The 24,926-nt window shown below is 71.4% G+C and carries 20 protein-coding genes; 9 read left to right on the top strand and 11 right to left on the bottom strand.

Going from position 1 to position 24,926, the window contains the following annotated elements; translation table 11 throughout:
- Positions 1–65 precede the first annotated feature (65 nt).
- Positions 66–1,307, top strand: a complete 1,242-nt coding sequence (locus HTZ77_RS19020) for an NAD(P)/FAD-dependent oxidoreductase (protein ID WP_175590964.1) — start codon at positions 66–68, stop codon at positions 1,305–1,307.
- Between the two features lie 322 nt (positions 1,308–1,629).
- On the opposite strand, the gene HTZ77_RS19015 is transcribed toward HTZ77_RS19020, so the two are convergent.
- Together HTZ77_RS19015 and corA are read right to left on the bottom strand one after the other, a co-directional pair.
- Entirely contained in the window at positions 1,630–1,971 is a 342-nt protein-coding gene (locus tag HTZ77_RS19015) for a hypothetical protein (protein ID WP_205302857.1), read from the bottom strand.
- A 620-nt stretch (positions 1,972–2,591) separates the two neighbouring features.
- Positions 2,592–3,602, bottom strand: a complete 1,011-nt coding sequence (gene corA, locus HTZ77_RS19010) for a magnesium/cobalt transporter CorA (protein ID WP_328808651.1) — start codon at positions 3,600–3,602, stop codon at positions 2,592–2,594.
- 472 nt (positions 3,603–4,074) lie between these two features.
- Between corA and purD the strand changes: the two genes are divergently transcribed.
- The 4 genes from purD to HTZ77_RS18990 all read left to right on the top strand — a co-directional run bounded on the left by purD (position 4,075) and on the right by HTZ77_RS18990 (position 8,991).
- Entirely contained in the window at positions 4,075–5,313 is a 1,239-nt protein-coding gene (gene purD, locus HTZ77_RS19005; protein ID WP_175590962.1) for a phosphoribosylamine--glycine ligase, read from the top strand.
- Positions 5,313–6,149 (top strand): phosphoribosylaminoimidazolesuccinocarboxamide synthase, encoded by an 837-nt coding sequence (locus HTZ77_RS19000; protein WP_175590961.1) that lies wholly within the window; start codon positions 5,313–5,315, stop codon positions 6,147–6,149. The genes purD and HTZ77_RS19000 overlap by 1 nt, the downstream gene beginning before the upstream one ends.
- Before the next feature lie 82 nt (positions 6,150–6,231).
- The gene (gene murA / locus HTZ77_RS18995) at positions 6,232–7,500 is read left to right on the top strand and encodes a UDP-N-acetylglucosamine 1-carboxyvinyltransferase (protein ID WP_175590960.1); all 1,269 of its coding nucleotides are present in this window, start codon (positions 6,232–6,234) and stop codon (positions 7,498–7,500) included.
- Between the two features lie 201 nt (positions 7,501–7,701).
- Positions 7,702–8,991 carry a GTP cyclohydrolase IIa gene (locus HTZ77_RS18990; protein ID WP_175590959.1) on the top strand — a complete coding sequence of 430 codons (1,290 nt, stop codon included), beginning with the start codon at positions 7,702–7,704 and terminating at the stop codon, positions 8,989–8,991.
- 362 nt (positions 8,992–9,353) lie between these two features.
- Here HTZ77_RS18990 and HTZ77_RS18985 read toward each other — a convergent pair whose 3' ends face one another.
- Positions 9,354–9,824 carry a rhodanese-like domain-containing protein gene (locus HTZ77_RS18985; protein WP_175590958.1) on the bottom strand — a complete coding sequence of 157 codons (471 nt, stop codon included), beginning with the start codon at positions 9,822–9,824 and terminating at the stop codon, positions 9,354–9,356.
- 208 nt (positions 9,825–10,032) lie between these two features.
- On the opposite strand from HTZ77_RS18985, the gene HTZ77_RS18980 reads away from it, so the two are divergent.
- Positions 10,033–11,064 (top strand): EamA family transporter, encoded by a 1,032-nt coding sequence (locus tag HTZ77_RS18980; protein WP_175590957.1) that lies wholly within the window; start codon positions 10,033–10,035, stop codon positions 11,062–11,064.
- A 16-nt stretch (positions 11,065–11,080) separates the two neighbouring features.
- Here the strand turns inward: HTZ77_RS18980 and hisC are convergent, their stop codons facing one another.
- Together hisC and HTZ77_RS18970 are read right to left on the bottom strand one after the other, a co-directional pair.
- The gene (hisC, locus tag HTZ77_RS18975) at positions 11,081–12,145 is read right to left on the bottom strand and encodes a histidinol-phosphate transaminase (protein ID WP_175590956.1); all 1,065 of its coding nucleotides are present in this window, start codon (positions 12,143–12,145) and stop codon (positions 11,081–11,083) included.
- A gap of 74 nt (positions 12,146–12,219) precedes the next feature.
- Positions 12,220–13,389, bottom strand: coding sequence for an FAD-dependent monooxygenase (locus HTZ77_RS18970; protein WP_175590955.1), 1,170 nt, complete (start codon positions 13,387–13,389; stop codon positions 12,220–12,222).
- 70 nt (positions 13,390–13,459) lie between these two features.
- Between HTZ77_RS18970 and HTZ77_RS18965 the strand changes: the two genes are divergently transcribed.
- Positions 13,460–14,035, top strand: coding sequence for a TetR/AcrR family transcriptional regulator (locus HTZ77_RS18965; protein WP_175590954.1), 576 nt, complete (start codon positions 13,460–13,462; stop codon positions 14,033–14,035).
- A gap of 7 nt (positions 14,036–14,042) precedes the next feature.
- Here the strand turns inward: HTZ77_RS18965 and HTZ77_RS18960 are convergent, their stop codons facing one another.
- From HTZ77_RS18960 to HTZ77_RS18940, 5 genes are all read right to left on the bottom strand, one after another.
- On the bottom strand, positions 14,043–14,708 hold the full coding sequence (locus HTZ77_RS18960; RefSeq protein ID WP_175590953.1) for an NUDIX hydrolase: 666 nt from the start codon (positions 14,706–14,708) through the stop codon (positions 14,043–14,045).
- Between the two features lie 39 nt (positions 14,709–14,747).
- Positions 14,748–16,553 carry a DUF4434 domain-containing protein gene (locus HTZ77_RS18955; protein ID WP_175590952.1) on the bottom strand — a complete coding sequence of 602 codons (1,806 nt, stop codon included), beginning with the start codon at positions 16,551–16,553 and terminating at the stop codon, positions 14,748–14,750.
- 43 nt (positions 16,554–16,596) lie between these two features.
- Entirely contained in the window at positions 16,597–17,685 is a 1,089-nt protein-coding gene (locus HTZ77_RS18950) for a glycosyltransferase (protein WP_175591305.1), read from the bottom strand.
- Positions 17,686–17,704: 19 nt separating this feature from the next.
- Entirely contained in the window at positions 17,705–18,952 is a 1,248-nt protein-coding gene (locus HTZ77_RS18945) for a nucleotide sugar dehydrogenase (RefSeq protein ID WP_268960039.1), read from the bottom strand.
- A 136-nt stretch (positions 18,953–19,088) separates the two neighbouring features.
- Entirely contained in the window at positions 19,089–20,756 is a 1,668-nt protein-coding gene (locus HTZ77_RS18940; RefSeq protein WP_175590950.1) for a glycosyltransferase family 4 protein, read from the bottom strand.
- Positions 20,757–20,812: 56 nt separating this feature from the next.
- On the opposite strand from HTZ77_RS18940, the gene wecB reads away from it, so the two are divergent.
- Both wecB and HTZ77_RS18930 read left to right on the top strand, forming a co-directional pair.
- Positions 20,813–21,943 carry a non-hydrolyzing UDP-N-acetylglucosamine 2-epimerase gene (gene wecB / locus HTZ77_RS18935; protein ID WP_175590949.1) on the top strand — a complete coding sequence of 377 codons (1,131 nt, stop codon included), beginning with the start codon at positions 20,813–20,815 and terminating at the stop codon, positions 21,941–21,943.
- A gap of 106 nt (positions 21,944–22,049) precedes the next feature.
- Positions 22,050–24,086: a glycosyltransferase family protein gene (locus HTZ77_RS18930; protein ID WP_175590948.1), complete on the top strand. Its 2,037-nt coding sequence runs from the start codon at positions 22,050–22,052 to the stop codon at positions 24,084–24,086.
- A 56-nt stretch (positions 24,087–24,142) separates the two neighbouring features.
- On the opposite strand, the gene HTZ77_RS18925 is transcribed toward HTZ77_RS18930, so the two are convergent.
- The gene (locus HTZ77_RS18925; RefSeq protein ID WP_175590947.1) at positions 24,143–24,796 is read right to left on the bottom strand and encodes a hypothetical protein; all 654 of its coding nucleotides are present in this window, start codon (positions 24,794–24,796) and stop codon (positions 24,143–24,145) included.
- Positions 24,797–24,926 lie beyond the last annotated feature (130 nt).

Here is a 24,926-nt window from a genome sequence, read left to right as displayed (position 1 = left end):
CCCGCTGTCTTGTCTCCCTGCCGAATCCCCCGATCCTCCGGGGGGCAGGCTGAGAGGACGAGACAGTGGCACACGTTGTGATCATCGGAGGCGGTTTCGCGGGCGTGTGGAGCGCGGCCGGAGCGGCGCTGGCCCGCGCGGGAGCGGCACCGGCCCACGCGGGAGCGGCACCGGCCCGCGCGGGCGCATCACCCGCATACTCGGAGGCACCGGCACGCGCCGACCTGCGCATCACGCTCGTCGCGCCGAACGAGCACCTGGTGCTGCGGCCACGTCTGTACGAGCCGGAGCCGGACCTGGCCAAGGTGAAGCTCGGCAGGATCCTCGACCCGATCGGCGTCGAGCACCTGCGGGCCTCGGTGAGCACGATCGACACCGACCGCCGCGTGGTGGTGGCCGACGATAAGGAGATCGGCTACGACCGCCTGGTACTGGCGGCGGGCAGCAAGCTCGTGCAGCCGGAGGGCCTGCCCGGCGCCGAACAGCTCTTCGACATCGACACCCTGGACGGGGCCCGGCGGCTCACCGAGCATCTGCGCGGCCGGGAAGACTGTTCCGCGGTGGTCGTCGGCGCCGGATTCGTCGGCCTCGAAGCCGCGACCGCCCTGGCCGCCCGGGGCCGGGTGCTGCTGGTGGACCGGTCGGAGATGGTCGGGGACCAGCTCGGACCGGGTCCGCGCGAGGCGATCGAGGCGGCCCTGGACGAGCTGGGCGTCGAACGCCGCCTCGGCACGACGGTGACGGGGGTCGGCGACGGGTACGCCGTCCTCTCCGACGGCACCAAGGTCGAGGCGGACGCGGTGGTCTGGTCCGCGGGGATGCGGGCCAGCGAGCTCACCCGCCAGATCTCCGACGACCTCGACCACCTCGGCCGGGTGCCGGTGGACCAGCGGCTGCGCGCCCTTCCCGAGGTGTTCGTCGCCGGGGACACGGCCGCGGCGCCGTTCGACGCCGAGCACACGGTCATGCAGGCCTGCCAGCACGCCACCCCGCTCGGCAAGGTCGCCGGGTACAACGCGGCCGCCGACCTGCTCGGCCTGCCGCTGCGCGACTTCACCCCCGGCCCGTACGTCACCTGCCTGGACCTGGGCGGCGCCGGCGCGATCTTCACCCGGGGCTGGGACCGCAAGGTGATGGCCTCGGGCGCCGAGGGCGCGGACATCAAGCAGCGGATCAACCAGCACATCCACCCGCCGGTCGACGACGCCTCGACGATCCTCGCCGCCGCCGACCGCGTCCACGTCGAGCTGCCCTTCTTCCCCCGCTTCGAGGAGTCCGAGGAGAAGGCCGCCCCCGCCACCGCATGAACGCCCGTCCGCCTGCCGAGCGCCGACTCTGATGACATGGCGGCTGAACAGGAAGAACGGTCAATCGTGGACTTCCGGGCGAGCGTGGGAGCGCGGCGTGCGCGCCGCCTCTCACGTGCGCGCCGCCTCTCACGAGTGCCGTCTTGGCGGGTCTCCCAGGCGTTCACTCCTGACCGGCCTCTCGGCACATCCCCCTTACGCCGACTCTCCGGTTTCCGTCTTGGCGCGCCTGCCTTCACTCCTCCACAGCACATCCGGGATTTTCGCAGGGCCTCGTCGCGCGAGGTCCGTGGATCGGGTGCCGGGACCTAGGGCCTCTGTTTCAGAAATCAGGTGAGGAGTCTCGGCTGAGGGCTGCGTGTGCTCGCGATGCCTGAGCGGTCCAGACGGTGACGTCGGAAGCGATACGGCTCGGGTCGGTCGCGGTGTCAAGGCGGTGATACCGGCGAAGCGGGTCGCGGTATTCGACCTCGTCGGTGCCATCGTCGAGGCGGGCGACTGAGGCGAACCAGGTGGGGTCGTCTTCGTCTGGTTCGACGATGACGAAGGTGTTGTCGGGGAGGGCGAGCTCAATGATCATCTCGTGGAGGGCGTCCTCGGACGGCTCCACGATGAGTTCGCCGCCCTCGTTCTCCGCCTTCAGCGGGATGTACTCGCGCCCCACTATCGGCACCTTTCCAGACGCGCAGGTCACCGCTGAACAGATTGTGCAGGATTTCAGCCGCGGCCGAGAGCGCGGTCACAACCACTCGTAGATGCAGGCGATGTGCACGGTCGCTTCGTAGCGGAAGGCCATGGCACGCCAGTACGAAGTCGCCAGCGGATCCCGTCGGTGAGCTGCCGCACGCCCAGACCGGCGGACGGCCCGCTTTCCTGCCTATCGGCAACAGCGGCTCCAGCATCACCCACTGCGCGGCGGTCAGATCTCCCAGACACACACAAAGATCATCTCGGAACACCACCCAAGTGATCCGCTTCTGAACCAGGACCTAGACGGCCGAGGACCGGGGGTGTGGGGGCCGGTAGGCCCCCACCTGGGGCGAAGCCCCCGGCAAGGCGTCCGAGCGGAGCGAGGGCCGACAGGGGCCGGGGCCCGCCCCGGCTGGGAGGACGTCTGAGCCCCAAGGCGCGAAGCGCCCCGAAGCGAAGCCCTTTGTGCGAAGCGCCCCGAAGCGAAGCCCTTTGTGCGAAGCGCCCCGAAGCGAAGCCCTTTGTGCGAAGCGCCCCGAAGCGAAGCCCTTTGCGCGAAGCGCCCCAAGAAGGCGAAGCGCCCCCCAAGCCTCTTCAGAGCCAGCCGTTGCGGCGGAAGCCGCGATGCAGCAGCACGCAAGCCGTGATCATCACGGCCACGACCGCCGGGTAGCCCCAGACCTGCTTGGTCTCGGGCATGAAGTCGAAGTTCATGCCGTAGATGCCGGCGATCATCGTCGGGACGGCGAGGATGGCGACCCAGGACGAGATCTTGCGCATGTCCTCGTTGGCGAGGGCGTTCGAGCGGGCCAGGGCCGCCTGGAGGATGGAGCTGCACAGCTCGTTCGAGGACTCGACCTGCTCGCACACTCGGGAGAGGTGGTCGCCGACGTCACGGAAGTACTCGCGCATCTCGGAGGGGATGACGCGCCGCTGCGGGAGGGCGGCCATGGGGCTCTGGAGCGGCGTGACCGCCCGCTTGAGCTCGATCATCTCCCGCTTGAGCTGGTAGATGCGGTTGATGTCGCGGGAGCTGACGTCGGCGAAGACCGTGGCCTCGACCTCTTCCAGCTCCATCTGCATGAGGTCGGCCACCTGGAGGTAGCGGTCGACGACGTGGTCGGAGATCGCGTGCAGCACGCCGGCCGGGCCGCGCTTGATCAGCTCGGGGCGCTCTTCGAGGCGCTCGCGCACCTCCGCGAGGGGGCAGTGCTCGCCGTGCCGTACGGTCACCACGAAGTCGGCGCCCAGGAACACCATGATCTCGCCCGTGGCGATGATCTCGCTGGTGGCGGTGAGCTCGTCGTGGTCCAGGTACGCGATGGTCTTGAGGACCATGAACAGGGAGTCGCCGTAGCGCTCCACCTTGGGACGCTGGTGGGCCTTGACGGCGTCCTCGACGGCCAGCGGGTGCAGGCCGAAGACCTCGGCCAGCCACTCGACCTCGGGCGCCTCGGGCTCGTGCAGGCCGACCCAGAGGAAGGCGGAGGGCTTGGCCGCGGCGGCGTTGTGCTCGCGGACGAGCCGCAGCGACTCGGGGATGCCGACGGCGCCGCTCTTCACGCCGTCGATGTACGCGCCGTACTCGACGATGGAGTGGGGCACGTGCACCTCAGGCAACGACTTGCCGAGCCGGGCCTGCGGGTGAGGCTGGACAGGGTGACGGTTGATGCGACGGAAAAGCGTGGACGAGCGCATGGCGGTCCCTTTCCGCCCGACCTGGCACGCTCCACGCGCGACGAAAGGTCACCTCAATCAATGGCGAATGCGTGGAGGCACGATCAGGCTGCCGGATTGGAGTGGTCGGGGGTACATGGGGTGTACGTGAACGAGCACGTACTGCTGGGATCACCAGGATTCATCCCGGACCACCTCCAATCACACGAGACGCACATAGCCGCCCTAAGCTACCACAGGCAAGGGGAACCAAACCGACGATACCCGGCCGGCGCCCGGGTCAGCAGGGAGAAGTTCACCAACAGCCGGCCCCCTTTCCGGTAATTCGACTGCCCGCCCGCGATCCCGTGACGAGCCGCCCACAAGGAGGGCGGACGGCGGTAGCTGCGAGAATGGGCGGGTGCGCGTACTAGTCATCGGATCCGGCGGGCGTGAGCACGCCCTGTGCCGCTCGCTCAAACTCGACCCCCAGGTCACCGAGCTCCACTGCGCCCCGGGCAATCCGGGCATCGAGGAGGTCGCCACCCTGCACGCCGTCACCCCCACCGACCCCGGGCAAGTGGCCGGGCTGGCCACGCGGATCGGCGCCGACCTGGTCGTGGTCGGGCCGGAGGCGCCGCTCGTCGCCGGGGTGGGCGACGCCGTGCGCGCCGCCGGGATCCCGTGCTTCGGGCCGTCCAGCGAAGCGGCGATGATCGAGGGCTCGAAGTCGTTCGCCAAGGACGTCATGGCCGCCGCCGGGGTTCCCACCGCGCGGGCCCGCACCTGCGTGACACCGGAGGAGGCGGCCGCGGCGCTCGACGAGTTCGGCGCGCCGTACGTGGTCAAGGACGACGGGCTGGCCGCCGGCAAGGGCGTGGTCGTGACCAACGACCGCGACCGGGCGCTGGAGCACGCGCGTTCCTGCGAGCGGGTGGTGGTCGAGGAGTTCCTGGACGGTCCGGAGGTCTCGCTGTTCGCGCTGTGCGACGGGAAGACCGCGGTGGCGCTGCAGCCCGCCCAGGACTTCAAGCGCGCCTACGACGGCGACCAGGGCCCCAACACGGGCGGCATGGGCGCCTACACCCCGCTGCCCTGGGCGCCCGACGGGCTGACCGAGCAGGTGATGCGCGAGGTCGTCCACCCGACGATCGGCGAGCTGGCCGGGCGCGGCCTGCCGTACCAGGGCGTCCTATACGTCGGCCTGGCGCTGACCGCCAAGGGGCCGAAGGTGGTGGAGTTCAACGCGCGCTTCGGCGACCCGGAGGCGCAGGTGCTGCTCGACCGGCTGGAGACGCCGCTCGGCGGGCTGCTGCTGGCCTGCGCGACGGGCGCGCTGGCCGAGCACCCCGAGCCCGCCTTCCACGACGGGTCCGCGGTGACCGTGGTCGTGGCGGCCGAGGGCTACCCGGAGGCGCCGACCAAGGGCGACCCGATCGAGGGGCTGGAGCCCACGGACGGCGCGTACGTGATCCACGCCGGCACGCGGCGCGTGGACGGCGAGGTGGTCTCCGACGGCGGGCGGGTGCTCAGCGTCGTGGGCACCGGCCCCGACCAGCGCACCGCACGGCGCAACGCCTACGACCTGGTGGCGCGGATCCGGCTCCGCGGCTCCTTCCACCGCAGCGACATCGCCCGCACGGGCGCGGAGGACATGTGATGAAGCATCTGCACTCGGGCAAGGTACGCGACCTGTACGAGACGCCCGAAGGGCTGCTCCTCATGGTCGCCTCCGACCGGATGTCCGCCTTCGACTACGTGCTGGACACCCCCATCCCGGACAAGGGCGCCATCCTCACCCAGCTCTCGCTGTGGTGGTTCGAGCAGCTCGCGGACGTGGTGCCCAACCACATCGCCGCCCCCGGGCCCGACACGCGCAGCATGCTGTGCCGACCGCTGCGCATGGTGCCGGTGGAGTGCGTGGCCCGCGGCTACCTGGCGGGCGGCGGCCTGGCCGACTACCGGCGCGACGGCGCGGTGTCGGGCGTGCCGCTGCCCGAGGGCCTGGAGGACGGCTCCCGGCTGCCGGAACCCATCTTCACGCCCTCGACCAAGGCGCCGGTGGGCGAGCACGACGAGCCGATCTCGTACGAGCAGGTCGTGGAGGAGGTGGGCGCGGAGACGGCGGAGGAGCTGCGCAGCGTCACCCTGGCCGTCTACACGCGCGGCGCGGAGATCGCGCGGGAGCGCGGCATCATCCTCGCCGACACCAAGATCGAGCTGGGCTGGGACTCCGACGGCGTGCTGACGATCGGCGACGAGCTGCTGACCCCCGACTCGTCACGGTTCTGGCCGGCGGACGGATGGACTCCCGGCCGCGCACAACCGTCATTCGATAAGCAATTTGTCCGCGATTGGCTAATGTCGCCCGAATCCGGATGGGACAAATCCTCCGGAAACCCGCCGCCCCCTCTTCCGGACAAGGTGGTCGAGCAGACGAGACAGCGCTACCTGGAAGCCTACGAACGCATCACCGGCCGTTCCTTTAACGGGTGATTCGGCCGGGGCACGTGGTGCGAGCGGCTACTGTTGGCCCGGTCCCCCGCCCCCACCGATGACTTCCGAGGAGCCGCCGGAAATGGTCCGTTACCGCGTGCGCGGTGGCAACGCCCTGCGTGGAACCGCCTTCATCCAGGGCGCGAAGAACGCCGTGCTGCCCATGATCGGCGCCGCTCTGCTCGTGCCGAAGGGCCGCACGGTCCTGCGCAACGTGCCGATCATCGAGGACGTGCGCCGGGCCGTCGAGCTGGCCGAGGCCGTGGGCGCCCACGTGGAGCTGCACGAGGCCGAGCGCACGCTGGTCATCGACGCCTCCCGGCTCGACAGCGCGGTCCTGCCGGCGGAGATCGCCCGGCGCTTCCGCGGCTCCGTGCTGTTCACCCCCGCCCTGCTGCACCGGCTGGGCGAGGCGATCGTCGAGGGCGTCGGCGGCTGCAACCTGGGCAGCCGCAACCTCGACTTCCACTACCTCGGCTACAAGCGCCTCGGCGCGGTCGTGGACGAGGGCGAGACCGTCATCCACGTCAAGGCGTCCGGCCTGACCGGCGCCACGCTCTACCTCGACACGCCCTCCCACACCGGCACCGAGAACCTCATCATGGCCGCCGCCCTGGCCAAGGGCACCACCGTGATCGAGAACGCGGCCCTGGAGCCCGAGGTCCTCGACGTCATCGACATGCTGACCAAGATGGGCGCCCGCATCAGCGGCGGCGGCACGGGCTTCATCACCGTCGAGGGCGTCGAGGAGCTGCACGCCGTCGAGCACACCGTGATGCCCGACCGGCTCGACGCGGGCGTGTTCGCGATGGCGGCGGCCCTCACCGGCGGCGAGCTGAGCCTCGTCGGCACCGGCCTCGACCTCGGCGTGGTCCGCTACAAGCTGGAGCAGATGGGCGTCGACTTCGCCCGGCAGGGCGCGGTGCTCAACGTGCGCTGCGACCGCCGGCCGCTGCGCCCGATCAACATCATCACCGACACCTACCCCGGCTTCGCCACCGACCTGCAGTCGCCCATGATGACGGTCGCGGCGCTGGCCGACGGCATCAGCTACATCCACGAGCGCATCTTCGACGGCCGCTTCGCGCTGGCCGGCGAGCTGAACAAGATGGGCGCCGACGTGGAGGTCGACGGCAGCCGGGCGATCGTGCGCGGCGCGACCCCGCTGAGGGGCACGCGGGTGACCGCGCACGACCTTCGCTCGGGCATCGCGCTGGTGCTCGCCGGACTCGCGGCCGAGGGCGAGACCCTCATCGAGTCGGGATACCTCATCGACCGCGGGCACGCGCATCTCGCCGAGCGAATGCGGGCACTCGGAGCGGACATTACACGAGAGATTTCTGAGGGTTGAAAATGGCCGGGAAATAGTCCCTGAGCTGCCAAGACTGTCGGCCTCGCGGCCAACCTGAAGCACTTTCCGGAAAAGTCGGGCGTGACATTACGGCCCTCGCGAGCGATCGTTCCAAAAGAGAGCACTGCAAGTTACGGCAGGATGGGACGAACATTGGTCGAGAGGGCCGAAGAAACAACACGAGTGTCGCGCCCGGGCGCCATGACACCGGACCTCACCATTGGCGTGGTCGGGCCCCACGATCTGGTCGAGCGCGTCATGTTGATGGGGCACGCGGCAGCGCCACTGCCGTGCCGCCTCGTGGCCGCCGCGTATCGCGATGAGCAGGAGGCGCCCGACAAGGTGACACGGCTCGGTCCAGGCGTGGACGCGTGCCTGTTCGCCAGCCCGGTCCCCTATGACCTGGCCAGGCGTTCCGGTGTGCTGACGATGCCGGCGACGTACGTGCAGCTCGGCGGCGCCGCCCTGGTGGCGGCGCTGGCCAAGGCCGCACTGGATCCGCGCATCGAACCACAACGGGTGAGCATCGACGTGGTGTCGCGTGCGGACGTGGAGGAGGCGTACACCGACCTCGGCATTCCCGCGTCCGACGTGCACAGCCGCGACGAGCCGGGGGCCACCGGCACGATCGCGGCCTACCACGAGCGCCTGAACCGGCAGGGTGCCACCACGGGGGCACTGACGTGCTTACCGGCGGTGGCCGACCGCCTGCAGACGGCGGGGGTTCCCGTCATCAGGATCAGGCCCACGTCGGCGGCGGTGCGCAGCGCGCTGCACACGGCCGCGTTGCTCGGCGCGCATCACAGGCTGGAGGAGTCGCAGCTCACGGTGGTGCTGGTGGAGGTGCCGACGCTGCGCGAACCCGTGCGCCGCGCCGCGCCGCGTTACTGGCGCGACGAGCTGCGGCTGTCGCTGCACCGGCTGCTGGTGCAGGAGGCGAACCGCATCAACGCCACGGTGTGGCCGATCGACGATCACAGCTACCTGGTCACGGCGACCCGGGGCTCGATCACGACGGCCACCGACGGGTTCAGGGTGCTGCCCTTCGCCTCCAGGATCCGCGACGAGCTGGGCCTGGCCGTCGAGGTGGGGGTCGGCATGGGTCGCACGGCGCACGACGCGGAGGCGCACGCACGGGCGGCGCTGGCCCGTACGCAGGCGGGCAAGCAGGCCCAGGGGTTCGCCGTGGACCGCGAGGGCCGAGCGCTCATCCCCGCGCCCAGGATGCCTCCGACGGGCGCCGGCACGCTCAAGCCCAAGGGCGTGGAGGTGCTGGCCCGGTTGGCGGCCAAGCTGGAGGGCGGGGACACGGTGGTGGACGCGGAGGGCGCGGGCAAGATGCTCGGCGTCACGCCGCGCACGGCTCGACGGTTGCTGCGCACGCTGGTTGACGAGGGACTCGCGTGGCCGCTTCCGCCGAACCGCACGCCGCAGCCGGGGCGCCCGCGGCAGTTGTACCGGCTCATCGTGGAGAAGCTCGGCCCACGGTGAGTTGATCGTGCCCGCCGTCCCCTTCCGGGGCGGCGGGCGTTTTTTGGTTTTGTTACGGCACAGCCACCTTGCCCCCACCCGCCGCACGGGGCCGAGGGCCTCCAGGGAGACGGCCTCTGACCGGGTGGTGGCGGGCCGCCGTTACGGCGCACTCCGGGCCGTGGCTTCCGTTCGACGAGACCATGGCTTCCCGAACACGAGACCCGGACCAAGCGGGCTTTGCTCCCCTTTGGGATCTCGGCGGATTTTTGGGGCGACGGCGGCGTGGTTCTTGGTTGACCGTTGCGGATCGGGGTATGTTCTCGGTCGCCCCCGATCGACGGGATTCGGACGGGGGCGCCAACATTTCGTGGTCCTGCCGGTCAGCACGCGCAGGCGATGCCCGTGACCGGGGCCGTGAGGGGATCCACGGGGCGGCGGGCCGCTCCTGAGGCGGTCTCCACCGCGAAGCCCTCCCTGGCCCAGTACTCGAAGCCGCCGATCATCTCCTTGACCGGGTGGCCGAGCCGGGCGAACTCCAGCGCCGCCCGCGTCGCGCCGTTGCAGCCGGGCCCCCAGCAGTAGGTCACCACCGTGGCGCCCGCGGGCACGACCTCCGCGGCCCGGGCGGCGATCTCGGCGGTGGGCAGGTGGACGGCCCCCTGGACGTGGCCCTGGTCCCAGCTCTCGCGGCTGCGGGAGTCGACGACGACGATGCCGGGCACCGCGGCGGCCAGGTCGGCGGCCACGTCGGAGACGTCGGTCTCGACGGCGAGACGAGCGGCGAAGTGGGCGAGCGCCACGGCGTTGGGGGCGGGCGGGACCGAGGTGACCGCGGAGGCGGGGATGGGCATGGGCGGATGCTCCCGTCGTCAGGCCCGTGGCCGGGCGGATGGACGTGAACCGGCCCCTTGACCAGGGGATCCGGTGTCAGGAGGATCCTCGCAGCGGCCGGGCGTCCGGTGACAGTGGCGGTCAAGACCGCCGGCGATGGGATACCGCCAATTGTCTGTCCGATATCCGCAGGGTTTTTGTCAGGGTCGCCCGCTATTGTCATGAGTCATGACGCAGAACGCACCTGACCGCCGCGCCACCCTCCTCGTCTGGAGCGCGCTCGGCATCGTCTATGTGGTGTGGGGCTCGACCTACCTGGGCATCGCCGTGGCCGTCGAGTCCATCCCTCCCATGCTGAGCGGCGCGATGCGGTTCGTCGTCGCCGGCCTGCTGCTCGGTGGCATCGTGCTGGCCAGGTCGGGGCCGCAGGCGTTCCGGATGACCCGGCGGCAGTTCCTCGGGGCCGCCGGGGTCGGGCTGCTGCTGCTGACGCTGGGCAACGGCATGCTGGCCGTCGCCGAGCAGTACATCAGCACCGGCCTGGCCGCGCTGCTCGTGGCCTCGGTGCCGCTGTGGCTGGTCGTGTTCAGGTTCGTGGTGCGGGACCGGCCGAAGACGCTGACCCTCGCCGGGGTCCTGGTGGGGCTCGCCGGGGTCGCGGCGCTGTCGCTGACCGGGGCCCAGGGCGGCAGCGCGGCGGGGATCGTGGTGGTCCTGCTGGCGTCGCTGTCGTGGGCGGTGGGCTCGTTCCTGTCGAGCCGCATCGCGATGCCGTCCAACGCCTTCGTGGCCAGCACGGTGGAGATGCTGGCGGGCGGCGTCGGGCTGGCCCTGCTGGGCAGTGGCACGGGTGAGCGGCTGGACCTCTCGGCGGTCACCGGGCGGTCCTGGGTCGCCCTGGTCTACCTGGTGCTGGTGGGGTCGCTGGTCGGCTTCACGGCGTTCTCGTGGCTGCTCGGCAACGCGCCCATCTCGCTGGTGGCGACGTACGCGTACGTGAACCCGGTGGTGGCCGTGGTGCTGGGCGCGCTCGTGCTGAGCGAGCAGGTGACGCTGCAGATCGTCGCGGGCGGCCTGGTGATCCTGGTCGGCGTGGCGCTGGTCATCTCGACCGAGCGCCGGGGACGCCGGCCGGGCCCCGGCGAGACCTCCCCTGGCTCCGACGAGACCTCCGAGGAGGCCCCGGACGAGGCCCGGAACGAGAAGGTCCCGGACGAGGCCCGCAGCGTCGTACGCGAAGGAGCCCGGGCCGAGGGTTAGCGGCGACCCCGGAGGCTCAGAGCTGGGCGCGGAAGGCCGCGGCCGCCGTCAGGAAGGCGTCGTTCGCCTCCGGGTCGCCGATCGAGATCCGCGCCCCCTCGCCCGCGAACGGGCGCACCGCGACACCCTCCACCGCGCAGGCGGCGGCGAAGTCCAGCGTGCGCTCGCCGAGGCGGAGCCAGACGAAGTTGGCCTCCGTGGGCGGCACCGTCCAGCCCTGGGCGAGGAGCGCCTCGCGGACCCGGGTGCGCTCCTTGACGACCCGCTCGACCCGCTCCAGCAGCTCGCCCTCGGCCCGCAGCGAGGCCACCGCCGCGACCTGCGCCAGGTGGTTGACCGCGAACGGCACCATCGTCTTGCGCACCGCCTCGGCGACCGGCTCGTGCCCGATCAGGTAGCCCACCCTCAGCCCCGCCAGCCCGTACGCCTTGGAGAAGGTGCGCAGCACGCACACGTTGGGCCGGTCGCGGTAGAGGGTCAGGCCGTCGGGGACGTCCTCGTCGCGCACGTACTCGCGGTAGGCCTCGTCGAGCACCACCAGCACGTCGCCGGGCACCCGGTCGAGGAACGCCTCCAGCTCGGCCCGGCGGATCGCGGTGCCGGTCGGGTTGTTGGGGTTGCAGACGAACACCATGCGGGTGCGGTCGTTGATCGCCTCGGCCATGGCGTCGAGGTCGTGGTCCTCACCGGCCAGCGGCACGCGCACGGAGGTGGCGCCGGCCAGGTCGGCCAGCAGCGGGTACGCCTCGAAGGAGCGCCACGCGTAGACGACCTCGACCCCGGGCTCGCCCACGGTCTCGAAGAGCTGCTGCGCCACGGTGACGGAGCCCGCGCCGAGCGCCACGTGCCCGGCCGGGACGCCGAAGCGCTCGGCGATGGCCTCGGTCAGGGCGACGGCGGCCGGGTCGGGGTAGCGGTTGACCTGGCGGGCGCCGGCGGCGACGGCCTCGACCACGGAGGGCAGCGGGTCGTAGGGCGACTCGTTGGAGGAGAGCTTGTACGACCGCCCGTCGGCGGCGGCCACGGCCTTGCCCGGCCGGTAGGGCGGCATGGTGTCGAGAATCGAGCGGAAACGAGGCATGCCCCAACTTTAGGAGCATGGCCCGCATGACCGTTCATCCTGGTGGCCACCGGTTCGTCCCGGCGGCCATCGGCCTAGCGGGCCGGGGCGTACTCCGGCAGGGGACGGGCGTTCCTGGCCTGCACCCGGCGCTCCACCGCGCCGACCACCTTCATCAGCGGCAGGCGGGCGACGACGTCGCGCACGCACCGGCCGCCCTCGGTCCTCGGCACCATGAGCCGGACGTTGGGGCCGATCTGCTGCTTCTTGTCGACCAGCGGACGGTGGGCGGCGTCGTAGCGGGCGAAGGCGACGCGGTGGTCGCCGCCCGCGGCCGCGAGCTCCCCGGCGAGGCGGTAGGCCCCGACCAGGGCCAGCTCCGCGCCCGCGCCCGAGGCGGGGGACGCGCACCAGGCGGCGTCGCCGACGAGCGCGACGCGGCCGCTGGACCACGCGTCCATCCGCACCTGGCCCAGGGCGTCGAAGTAGAAGTCGGGGTCGGCGAGGGCCGCGTCGAGCAGTTCCCTGGTCCGCCAGGAGGAGTCGTCCCCGAACACCTCGCTGATCAGGCGCTTGTGCCCGGCGACGTCGCGGTGGTCGAGGTCCAGCGGCGCGGAGCGGAACATGAAGTACGCCTTGGCCTGGGCGTGGTTGCCGGAGCGGTAGATCCCCGTCATCCTGCCCGGCGTGTTGAACATCGTCACCCAGCGGTCCTCGCCCAGCGAGGCGTCGGTGTCGGCGAAGGCGAAGTAGTGGTCCTTGAACGCGACGAACCGGTCCTCGGGGCCGAAGGCGAGCCGGCGGACGTTGGAGTGCATGCCGTCGGCGCCGACGACCAGGTCGAAGCGGCGGGCGGGCGCGTGCTCGAAGGTGACGGTCACGCCGTCGTCGTCCTGCTCCAGGCCGGTGACGGAGTCGCCGAACAGCGTCTCCACGTCGGTCACCTCGCGCAGCAGGGCCACCAGGTCGCCACGCATGATCTCGACGGAGGCCGGGTCCCGGGTGTCGATCCGGGCGACGGCCCGGTCGGCGGCGTCCACGAACTTCATGCCCCGGACGTCGGTGGCGCGCTCGCGGACCCGCGCCATGAGCCCCATCCGCTCGACCACCTCGACGGCGTTGTCGCGCACGTCCACCCCGTTGCCGCCGGCCCGCGGCGCGGGCGCGCGCTCGACCACGGTCGGCCGGAAGCCGTGCCGGGCGAGCCAGTGGGCCAGGGTCAGGCCGGCGATGCTCGCGCCGGAGATGAGGATCCGCTCGTTCATGGGGAGGCTCCTTCGCGCTACGATAACTGAAATGTGCGTTCCAGTTGATTATGTGGAAGGAGCATTCCAGTTGTCAACGCCGACCGGATCCCGGCGCCGGGCCGACGCCGTGCGCAACCGCCGGCTCGCCCTGGAGGCGGCCACCGCGCTGCTGAGCGAGCCGGGCGCGGCCCTGACCGTGGAGGCCATCGCCAAGAAGGTGGGGCTGGGAGCGGCGACCGTCGTGCGCGCCTTCGGCGGCAAGGACGCGCTCCTCGACGCCGCCGTGTCCGGCCTCCTGGAGCCGGTGGTCCGCCGCGCCCGCGACCTGCTCGCCGAGACCACGCCCACGCGGGCCCTGCACGTCTTCCTGCGCGAGCTGCTCGCCTTCCAGACCGCGCACCACGGCATCAACGACCAGCTCGGCGGCCTGGACCTGCCCGCCACCACGGCCCTGCGCGCCGACCTCGTCCGGGCCGTCGAGGAGATGATCGACGGAGCGCGCCGCGAGGGCACGGTGCGCACCGACCTCGACCCCGGCGTCACCACGACGCTGATCGGCCAGACCGCCCTGGCCGTCGCCCGGGCCCGGCCGCCGTCGCAGGAGCTAGCCGACGCCTACCTCACCGTCCTGCTGGACGGCCTCCGTCCCCCGGCGGCCCCGTGAAGGAGCCTCACTCCTTGAGGGAGCGCAGCATGGGCGGGTGGAGCAGCTCGGCGGGGCCGCGGCGGTAGAGCTTGGCCGGACGGCCGCCGTCGCGCGTCGTCGTGCCGCCCGTCTCCACGAGGAAGCCCTCGGCCTTGGTGACCTTGCGGTGGAAGTTGCGCGGGTCCAGCGGCCGGCCCCAGACGATCTCGTACACCCGCCGCAGCTCGGCCACGGTGAACTCGGGCGGGCAGAAGGCCGCCCCGAGCGGGGTGTACTCCAGCTTGGCCCGCGCCCGCTCGATGCCGTCGAGCATGATGCGCCGATGGTCGAAGGCCATCACGTTGAGCTCGGCGACCGGCTGCCAGCTCATGTGCGCCTTCTCCGAGGCGGGCAGGTCGGGGGCGAGGCCGAGGTAGGCGACGCTGACCACGCGCTGGCGCGGGTCGCGGTCGGGGTAGCCGTAGGTCTGCAGCTGCTCCAGGTGGACGGGCGCGCCGGGCAGGCCGGCCCGCTCGGCCAGGATGCGCTGCGCGGCGGCCGGAAGGTCCTCGTCGAGCTGGACGAACCCGCCCGGCAGCGACCAGCGGCGCAGGAACGGCGGGTTGTCGCGCCGCCACAGCAGCGCCGACAGCGCCTGGCAGCGCACGGTCAGCACGACCAGGTCGACGCTGACCGGGACGCTGGGGACCATGGCCTGCACGTTACACGCACCTGACCGATCCCGACGGCGTCACGACGTGATGCGGACGTGCAGGCGTTCGGTGGCCTCCTGGCCCGAGGCCAGCCTGACCCCCACCTTCACCCAGGCGTCCGGCGGCACCTGCGCCCAGTCGAACGGCACCCATGCCGTCTGCATGCCCTCGGGCAGCTCCTCCAGCGGGTCCTCGTCGAGCCAGCCGACGGCGGCCACGTCGAGGTCGCGCGCGCCGCTCTCCCACTCCACGGTGACCGTGCCGCCCTTGAGGTTGTAGCCGCGCACCTCGATGCCGTCCTGGACGTCGCGCCCGCGCCGGATCGCGTCCACCGCGATGGGCCGCGCCCAGTCCTTCGCGATCTCGCTCTCCAGGGACGGCGAGCCGCAGGTCATGAAGTCGCTCCACATGTAGGAGACGATCTTCTGGACGTACCGGCCGGCCATGGTGACGGCCTGGTCGAGGCGCTTCTTGTCGGTCTTGCCGCGCGAGCCCTGCGCCGCGCACGGCGGGTCGCCGGCAGGCTCGAAGGCCTCGACGTTGGCCCAGAGATCCACCTCACGGCCGCCCTTGAGCAGTTCCTCGCGCACGAGCGCCATCTCGCGGTAGTAGTCGCGGGTGGAGCCGTGGTAGGCGGTGCCGTACGTGCTCTCGCCGACCACGGGCCGCAGCCGCTCGTCCACCTCGTCGTCGCGCTGGTCGGGCCAGAACAGGCCGACCTTGCCCGTGCCGCGGCTGTCCTGCGGCGCGATGATGCCGACCCCCGTGAGGGCCAGCGCCTTGAACGCCGCCGCCACCTGCTTGGGCGTCTGGCCGAAGCCGACCCGCTTGCGCGCGTCCAGGTAGGGGCTGATGAGGATGGGCTTGCCGGGCAGTTCCTGCTCGACGATGTCGTGCTGGCCCGCGTACACCTGCAGGGTGGGGTTGCTGGCCAGCGTGGCGCCCATCTGCACCTCGAACGGCTGGTAGACGCCCCCGAGCGAGGCGCGGCCGGCGAAGCGGACGCCGTAGTCCTGCAGGATGCGGCGGGTCAGCGTGGTGAGCGTGGGGATGTGGTGCGGGTTGGCCCTGGTCTGGTTGTCGTGCTGGCGCGGCGCCAGCGGCAGCGCGGGGAAGATGTGGATGCCGAACTGGTCGCCGAGGTCGAGCAGCTGGCTCAGGCTGTCCTTGAACTCGCCCTGCGCGTTCTTGACGGCGCCCGCGACCACGATCAGGTCGTACGGCCGGGGCTTGGTGAAGTCGCACGTGGCGTCGTCGGAGCCGTCCATGGGGGCCAGGATCCGGTAGTAGACGCGCCGGCCCGACACGACCCGGTGCTCCATCTCGGCGCAGCGGAACAGGCCGTCGCCGAACGCCTCGTCGGTCCGGTAGACGTAGGTGCGGGCCACCCGGTTGCCGGGGTTCGCCTTCTTCAGGTCGCGCTCGGCCGCGTCGTGGCAGCTGAGCCCGTCCTCCTGGCAGTCCTTGTAGAGGGAGTCGCGCTCGCCGTCCTTGAGGATCTCGCCGTCGTCGTCCACGGAACGGTACTGCAGGCCGTAGCCGATCCTGATGACCGTGTCGCCGCCCACGGCGTGGATCTCCTGGAGCTGCTTGCGCCAGGTGCACGGGTTGGAGGTGGGCGTCACCCAGTAGCCGGTGACGGCGTACGGGGCCGACTCGACGGTGTCGAACGTGCCGCACGGGTCGGTGAACTCGGTGACCTTGGGCGTCGGGAACGTCGAGGTGGGACTCGGCGAGGTCTGCCTGGCGACGGGCTTGGTCGGCCGGTCCGACGGGAGGACGACGACCACGGCCGCGACGGCCGCCAGGATCGCCGCGCCCACGAGCACGAACAGCCAGCGCACGTTGAGGAACCTATCGTCGCGGGGATATGCCGGATGTCAGCCGCTAGCGCAGGCCCGCGGCCCAGGCTTCGAGCTGGGCGACGAACCGCTTGGCCGAGTTGGGCCAGTGGTGGTTGCCCCGGGCCGCCGCGTAGCCGCGCGCGCCCTGCGCCCGCCGTTCCCTGACGTCGTCCCGGAGGGTGAGCACGGCCTGCGCCACGGCCTTGGGGTCCTCCCAGGGCACCACGACGCCGGACTCGTACCGCTCGACCAGCTCGACCGCCCGCGGCGACGGCGTGGTGATGACGGGGATCCCGTGCGCCATGTACTCCACGATCTTGGTGGGCATGGAGTGGCGGTAGTTGGGCTCGTCGTGCAGCAACGACAGGCCCGCGAGGGCGCCGTCGAGCCGCTTGAGCGCCTCGTCGTTCGGCATGAAGTCGCGCCACTCCAGCAGGCCCTCGGTGACGGCCTGGTTGAGCACCGGACGGCTCTGCGGGTCGGCGTAGCCGATCAGCTCGACGGCCACCCGGTACGGCTGGAGCAGCCGGGCCACCTCGATGGCCTCCATGACGCCGCGCGCCCGCGACAGCCAGCCGAGGTAGACGACGCGGTCGTCGCCCGGCGGCGTGACCGAGTCGGGCACCCACGTCTCGTTGGGCACGATGAGGTGGGCGTCCTTGAACCGGCCGGCGTAGGCCGTCTCGGCCAGCAGCAGGTGCATCCGGCGCTCGGCCATGCCCTCCAGCATGCGGGCCAGGAAGCGCGCCGGCGGGCGCAGCATCGACGGCAGCCACGGCTTGAGCGACAGCGTCGCCGGGGTGTCCTCGTGGACGTCCCAGACGATCGGCGGGCTGTTGCGCACGCCCCAGACGGCGAACAGCAGCTCGGGGTCGTGGATGAGCACGAGGTCGACCTTGTCGCGCATCCGCTTGAACAGCCTGCGGGCCGCCCAGACGGCCGCGACGCGCTTGCGCTGCGCCGCCCGCGGCAGGTCGACGCCAGTGACCCACGGCCGGGGCACGATGCCGTGCGCCGTGAAGGACGCCGCATACGTGACCTCATGACCGGCATCCACGAGGGCGCGGATCTGCCGGTGCAGGATCCGCGCGTCCTCGGGGTTATGCACCACCGTCATGACGAGCACGTGCACAGCGCGCAACCCTCCGTCGCTACAGCCGCTCGACGCGTTCACCCTCGGCGAGGACGCCGCGGGTGTCGAGCACGAGCCTGGCCTTCGCCTCGACCATGTCCAGGTCGAACGCGGAGTGCTGCTGCATCAGCAGCGTCACGTCGGCGCCGACCACGGCCTCGGCCAGATCCTCTTCGCGCGGCACGGGTGTGCCGTCGACCGACCACTCCTTGACATACGGGTCCGCGAACGAGAGGTCGGCGCCCAGCTCCAGCAGCGCGCGGGCCACGGGGAGGGCAGGGGTCTCGCGTTCGTCGGCGATGTCCGGTTTGTAGGTGACGCCGAGCATAACCACTTTGGCGCCGTTAACGGGCTTCTTATGCCGGTTCAGCAGTCGCTGCACCCGGGCGACCACGTACGACGGCATCCGCTCGTTGATCTCCTGCGCCAGCTCGACGAACCGGAACGGGTAGCCGAGCTTGCGCACCGTGTACGACAGGTACGACGGGTCGACGGGGATGCAGTGGCCGCCCACGCCGGGCCCGGGCAGGAACTTCTGGAAGCCGAACGGCTTGGTGGCCGCGGCCTCGATCGACTCCCACAGGTCGATGCCCAGCTCGTCACAGAAGATCGCCATCTCGTTGACGAGGGCGATGTTGACGTGCCGGTAGGTGTTCTCCAGCAGCTTGGCCATCTCGGCCTCGCGGGTGCCGCTGACGGGCACGACCTGCTCGATGAAGCGACCGTAGAAGGAGGTCGCCCGGTCGCGGCAGGTGGGCGTGAAGCCGCCGACGACCTTCGGGGTGTTGCGCAGGCCGAACTTCGGGTTGCCCGGGTCGATGCGCTCGGGCGAGAAGGCGAGGTGGAAGTCCTCGCCGGCGACCAGGCCGGAGGTCTCCAGCAGCGGGCGGGCCACCTCGTCGGTGGTGCCCGGCCAGGTGGTGGACTCCAGGACGACGAGCGTGCCCTTGCTCAGGTTGCGCGCGACGGCCTTGGTGGCGCCCTCGACCGCGGACAGGTCGGGACGGTGGTCCTCGTCCAGCGGAGTCGGCACACAGATGACGATCGTGTTGCTCCTGGCCAGGACGGTCTCGTCGAGCGTGGCGCTGAAGCCGTTGGCCAGCATGTGCTCGAGGTCGGCGTCGGACAGGTCGTCGATGTAGGACCGCCCGGCGTTGAGCGCGTCGACCTTGGCGGGGTCGACGTCGACGCCGACGACCTTGAGCCCGGCGGCCACCGCCTCCTTGGCGAGCGGCATGCCGACGTACCCCAGGCCGATGACAGACAAGTCTATTTCTGTCACAGCGGTGCCTTGGAAAGCCGGAAACAACACTTCATGGTCGCAAAGGTTATCTCAAGTCCACCTAGCTCACGCCTAATGCGACTGAACCTGTCGTAACAGACAGGCAATCCGGAGCCCATCCTCAGGTGAGGGACCGGTAAAGGTCCCGGTAGGTCTCGGCCACGCGGCCCCAGGTGCGCTTGGCGGCCACCTCGGCGCGACCGGCCTCGCCCATCTCGGCGCGCCTGGCCGGGTCGTCCCTGAGCCCGGCGATGGCCTTGGCCAGCTCGGCGGGGTCGCCGGGCGGCACGAGCAGCCCCGCGCCCTCGGAGCCGACCAGCTCCGAGAGGGCCGGCAGATCGCTGAGCACGACCGGCTTGCCGAGGGCCATCGCCTCGACCGGCTTGAGCGGCGTGACGAGCCGGCACACGCGCAGGTCCTCGCGCGGGCAGGCGAAGATGTCGATGGCCTCCTGGGCCTGCAGCGCCTCGTCCGGCCCGACCCGGCCCGGCAGGATGGCGCTGGTGAGCGACAGCTCCTCGACCAGCTCCAGCAGGTTGGGCCGCTCGGCGCCGTCGCCGACGATGAGCACGCGCACCGGCGTGCCCTGGTCGCGCAGCAGCGCCGCGGCGCGCAGCAGGGTGGCGAAGCCCTCGTAGGCCACGATGCTGGACACCGAGCCGACCACGATCTCGTCGTCGCCGATGCCCATGTCGCGGCGGAAGGACGCGCCGTCGTAGTGGGCCGTCAGCAGGGAGTCGTCCACCGCGTTGGGGGCCAGGAAGATCCGCTCCCTGGGCACGCCGCGCTCGACGATCTCCGCGGCCATCGTCTCGGCCAGCGTGACGACCGCGTTCGCCTCCCGCATGAGGAACGCCTCGCGCTCGCGCTGGAGCACGTGCCGCTCGCTGCCCACGCGGATCGGGTCGCGGGAGGCCCAGGTCTCCTCCAGGAAGCCGCGCACCTCGTAGACGTACGGGGTGCCGGTGCGCTCGCGCACGGCGTGGGCGACGGAGCCGTTGCGGTGGTCGGTGGCGGCGTGCAGGAGCTGCGGGCGCAGCTCCTTGACCAGCTCGGTGACCGAGTCGGCGCCGCGCACCATCCGGCCGCGCATCTCGAACGGCATCTCGCCGCGTCCGTCGGGCAGCAGCCGGTGGTAGGGGACGCCGTCGATCTCCTCGTACGGCGTGACGTCGGCGAAGCCCTGGAACATGGGCCAGCCCCAGCTCGTCACCACGTGCGGATCGAGGCCCGCGGCCTTCTGCGCGGTGACGATGCGGTGGGTGCGGACGGTGTAGCCGGCCTGCGTGTACGGCAGGGCGTTGGTGACGCAGTGGAGCACCCGGCCCTGGACGCGCTCGCCGACGGTCGCCTTGGCGCCGGGCGGGATGGGGTCGGGGCTGATGGCGGCCAGCTCGCCCTGGTAGTAGGCGGCCCGGCGCTTGACGAAGGGGTACTTGGTGTGGGCTTCGAGCACCTGCGCGGCCAGGGTGACGTTGCCGGAGTTCCAGTGCTCCTTGGCCTCGTTCCACGGGGCCCGGATGACGCGCATGCCGAACTTGCGCACGGCCCTGCGGGCCCGGCGGGCGGCGGGCCAGGCCACCCGCCCGACGAAGGGGCGAAGGCGCGGCGGGAGGGCTTCGGCGGCGGCCTGCGCGACCCGTACGGGGTCGGACTTGACCTTGGTGTAGACGACCCTGGAGACGAGGACCGGGTGCTGGACGAAGCCCCGTAGCAACCCACCGACACCGGCGCGCGCGGACTTGGCGGAAACCTTGGAGGAGTCTGGTCGACTGGCGTCGGATACCACGCGGTGACCGTACCATAGGCAGCGTTTTTTCCCTTCCGCTCTGAAAGGCGAGGTCAATGAGGGAGAACCCCCTGGTCCTGCACGTGCTGGGCGCCCGGCCCAACTTCGTGAAAGCGGCCCCGGTGGTGCGAGCGCTCGGCGAACTCGGGGTGCGGCAGGGCATCGTCCACACCGGTCAGCACTACGACGCGCTGATGTCGGACGTGTTCTTCGCCGACCTCGGCCTGCCGGAGCCGGTGGCCAACCTGGGGGTCGGTTCGGGCACCCACGCGAAGCAGACCGCGGCCCTGCTCGTGGGCCTGGAGGAGGTCGTGCTGGAGCACGCGCCGGACCTGGTCGTGGTCTACGGCGACGTCAACTCCACGCTGGCCGCGATCCTCGTGTGCGCCAAGCTGGGCGTGCGCACCGCGCACGTGGAGGCGGGGCTGCGCTCCTTCGACCGGGGCATGCCGGAGGAGGTCAACCGGATCGTCACCGACTCGCTGTCCGACCTGCTGTTCGCCACCTCCCCCGACGCGCTGTCGCACCTGGCGGCCGAGGGCGTGCCGGCCGCGAAGGTCCACCTCGTGGGCAACCCCATGATCGACAGCCTGTTCGCGGCGCTGCCGTCGCTGGACCCGGCGCCCGTGGTGGCGCGGCTGGGCGCGCCGGAGCGCTACGCGGTCGCGACGCTGCACCGCCCGGCCAACGTGGACAGCCCCGAGGCGGCGGCCGAGCTGGTCTCGGCGGTGCTGGAGGTCTCGCGGCAGATCCCGCTGATCGTGCCGATCCACCCGAGGGGCCGCACCCGGCTGGCGGAGGCGGGGCTGGTGGACGGCCCGTCGGTCCAGGTCGTGGACCCGCTCGGCTACGTGGACTTCCTCTCCCTCGTGCGGGGCGCGGCGCTGGTGGTCACCGACTCGGGCGGCGTGCAGGAGGAGACCACCATGCTGGGTGTGCCGTGCCTGACCGTGCGGCCCAACACCGAGCGGCCGGTCACGATCACCCACGGCACCAACCGCCTGGTCACGCCGGCCCTGCTGCCGGCCGCGGCGGAGAAGGCGCTGGCCGACGGGGCCTCGACGCCCTCGGGCGAGCTGCCGCCGCTGTGGGACGGCGCCGCCGGGCCGCGCATCGCCCGGGTGATCTCGGCCTGGCTCAGGGGGGACAACCTCTCGCCGGCCGCGCAGGGCATCCGGTCCGAATAGCCCCGCTTCGTACGGCTTCATACGGCTTTCTTCCGTTTCGCCGGTGCGCTCCCCCACGCTCCGCGTACGATGACATCTCTCCGCTAAGCGATAGGCGAGCATCCCCATGGCCGAAACTCCCGAAGAGCCCACCTTCCAGCGGCTCGGCCCCGTCAACTGGCTCCCGGAGGAGCGCAAGGTCGTCGAGCGCTTCGAGGCCGAGGTCAGGGAGCTGCGCCGGCGCCTGGAGATCGCCGAGGCCAAGGCCGCCTACGCCACCTGGAAGCTGGAGGCCACCCAGGCCAAGCGGACGTTCAAGCTGGGCGAGGCGATCGGCACCAAGCGGCCCGGCAAGATGCTGGAGGCCGTCAGGTCCAAGGACCGCGCCCCCAAGCCGCCCACCCCGGTCACCGAGGCGATCGAGACGGCCAACCACCGGCCGCCGCTCGTCGAGGTGCCCGCGGTCAAGTGGCCGGCGGGGCCGGTCAACCGGCCCGACCTGAAGGTCGCGGTCATCCTGGACGACTTCTCCCGTGCGGCGTTCCGCTACGAGTGGGACCAGATCGAGTTCGGGCTCAAGGACTGGCCGGAGATCTTCGCCGAGAAGCGGCCCGACCTGCTGTTCTGCGAGTCGGCCTGGCACGGCAACCAGGGCCGCTGGCGCTACCAGATGACCGGCACCAACGCGCCCAAGGAGCCGCTGCGCGAGCTGGTGGCCTGGTGCCGGGCCGAGGGCATCCCGACGGTCTTCTGGAACAAGGAGGACCCGCCCAACTTCGACTTCTTCATCGACACGGCGAAGCTGTTCGACTACGTCTTCACCTGCGACGGCGACATGGTGCCGAAGTACCGCGAGGTGCTCGGCCACGACCGGGTGGACGTGCTGCAGTTCGCCGCCCAGCCGCGCGTGCACAACCCCGTCCAGCAGCGGGAGGGCCGGCTGCACGACGTGGTCTTCGCCGGCATGTACTTCCGCGACAAGCACCCGGAGCGGCGCGAGCAGATGGAGGTCGTGCTCGACCCGGTCCGCGAGCTGGGCCTGCACATCTTCGCCCGCAACGGCGAGGTGGACGAGAAGTACGCCTGGCCGGAGAAGTACCGCCCGCACATCGTCGGCGAGCTGCCCTACGACCGGATGCTGGCCGCGTACCGGATGTACAAGGTCTTCCTCAACGTCAACTCGGTGCTCGACTCGCCGACCATGTGCGCGCGCCGCGTCTTCGAGCTGTCGGCCTGCTCGACCCCGGTCGTCTCCGGCTGGTCGCGGGCCATCGAGGAGACCTTCGGCGAGCTCGTCCCGATCGCCCGCGAGCCGGTCGAGTCGTACAACCAGGTGCTGCACCTGATCAACAGCCCCGAGCTGCGCGCCCGGATGGGGCACCTGGCCATGCGCGAGGTCTTCGACAAGCACCTGTTCTCGCACCGCGTGGACCAGATCCTGTCGTTCCTCGGCAAGCCCGCGCCGTCGCGCTCGCGCTCGATCTCGGTGGTGCTGCCGACCAACCGCGCCGCGCAGATCGAGCACGCCATCTCGTCGGTGGCCCGGCAGATCCACCGGCCGCTCCAGCTCGTCATGGTGCTGCACGGCCTCGACATCGACCCCGTCGTGGTGGCCGACAAGGCGCGCATGGCGGGCATCACCGACGTCGTGGTGCTGCCCGCGGCGCCCGAGCTGTCGCTCGGCGCCTGCATGAATTTGGGCATCGCCGCCGCCGAGGGGGAGCTGATCGCCAAGATGGACGACGACAACCTGTACGGCGAGCACTACCTGTCGGACCTCGTGCGCGCCTTCGACTACACGAACGCCGAGCTGGTCGGCAAGGGCGCCCACTACTCCTACTTCGAGGGCAGCAACACCACCATGCTGCGCCTGCCGGGCCTGGAGCACCGCTACTCGTTCCTGGTGCAGGGCGGCACGTTCCTCGGCACGGCCGGCATGTTCCGCTCGTACGGCTTCGCCGACATCACCCGCGGCGAGGACACCCACCTGGTGCGCCGGCTGAAGGAGGACGGCGTCAAGATCTACTCGGCGGACCGGTTCAACTTCGTCTACTGGCGCAGCGCCGACGCGAGCATGCACACCTGGCAGGCCGACCACATCAAGCTGACCCGCAACGCCCAGTTCTCCTTCGTCGGCCGCCCCGACGACCACGTCCTGATCTGAGGCGGATCCGGACCCGTCCGGTCCCGGTCGTGCGGTGACCGGGACCGGCGGGCCGCTCAGCCGTGCAGTTTCGCCAGACGTTCGTCGGCGAGCCGGCCGAGTTCGTACAGGCCGTCGCGCTTGACCTTCTCGCCCACCACGAGCAGGCTCAGCACGGCCTTGCCCCGGCGCACCAGCACGGTGCCGACCTGGACGTCCTGCCCGCCGCCCGCGGCGGTGGTGAGATAGGCGCGCGACTGGTCGCCGCGCCGCGGCATGGACAGCTCGCGCGTGCGATAGGTCACCTTCGTGCCGTTGACAGCCGCCGTGTAGTTGGCGCACTCCTTGGGCAGCGGCGCCGGGAACCCCTCCGTGGGCATCGACACGATGGCCTCGGTGATCGACCCCTTGTCGGAGGCGAAGGCGACGACGGCGGCCGGCGCGCCGGCCACGGTGGGCTCGGTGACGTCGAGCTGCGCCGCCTTGGCGCACTCGGGCCGTTCCGCGCTCGCCGCGCGGACCGCGGCGAGGCCCTTCCGGGTCGCCTCCAGGCGGCCGAAGAAGCCCGTCTCGGGGCCGTGGACGACCTTCATGCCCTGGGGCGCCGGCAGCAGGAGGGCGCGCAGCCGGCCCGCCTCGGCGGTGGCGGCGGCGACCCGGGCCGGGTTGGACCCGGTGCTCCCGGCGCTCCCGGCGCTCTCGCCGGCGGCGCATCCCGCCAGGAGCGTCACGCCGGCACATATCCCGGAAAAAGCCTTGAGTCCGGAAAACCGGCTGACAGTGGATTGACGATTTGACTTACCCAGCATATTTCCGAACGCTAGAGGAAACGACCTCGGCGGGGCCGCGCAACAGCGCTAT

The sequence above is a fragment of the Nonomuraea montanisoli genome, assembly GCF_013363975.1.
GTDB lineage: Bacteria > Actinomycetota > Actinomycetes > Streptosporangiales > Streptosporangiaceae > Nonomuraea > Nonomuraea montanisoli.
This window is presented reverse-complemented; position numbering and strand designations above follow the sequence as displayed.

Excerpts from the sequence above, each read along its gene's own strand:
- hisC (WP_175590956.1), bottom strand. The coding sequence starts at position 12,145 with ATGCCTCGTTTCCGCTCGATTCTCGACACCATGCCGCCCTACCGGCCG.
- HTZ77_RS18985 (WP_175590958.1), bottom strand. The coding sequence starts at position 9,824 with ATGCCCATCCCCGCCTCCGCGGTCACCTCGGTCCCGCCCGCCCCCAAC.
- wecB (WP_175590949.1), top strand. The coding sequence starts at position 20,813 with ATGAGGGAGAACCCCCTGGTCCTGCACGTGCTGGGCGCCCGGCCCAAC.
- HTZ77_RS18960 (WP_175590953.1), bottom strand. The coding sequence starts at position 14,708 with ATGGTCCCCAGCGTCCCGGTCAGCGTCGACCTGGTCGTGCTGACCGTG.
- HTZ77_RS18930 (WP_175590948.1), top strand. The coding sequence starts at position 22,050 with ATGGCCGAAACTCCCGAAGAGCCCACCTTCCAGCGGCTCGGCCCCGTC.
- HTZ77_RS18980 (WP_175590957.1), top strand. The coding sequence starts at position 10,033 with ATGACGCAGAACGCACCTGACCGCCGCGCCACCCTCCTCGTCTGGAGC.
- HTZ77_RS18990 (WP_175590959.1), top strand. The coding sequence starts at position 7,702 with ATGACACCGGACCTCACCATTGGCGTGGTCGGGCCCCACGATCTGGTC.
- murA (WP_175590960.1), top strand. The coding sequence starts at position 6,232 with ATGGTCCGTTACCGCGTGCGCGGTGGCAACGCCCTGCGTGGAACCGCC.
- HTZ77_RS19000 (WP_175590961.1), top strand. The coding sequence starts at position 5,313 with ATGAAGCATCTGCACTCGGGCAAGGTACGCGACCTGTACGAGACGCCC.
- HTZ77_RS18970 (WP_175590955.1), bottom strand. The coding sequence starts at position 13,389 with ATGAACGAGCGGATCCTCATCTCCGGCGCGAGCATCGCCGGCCTGACC.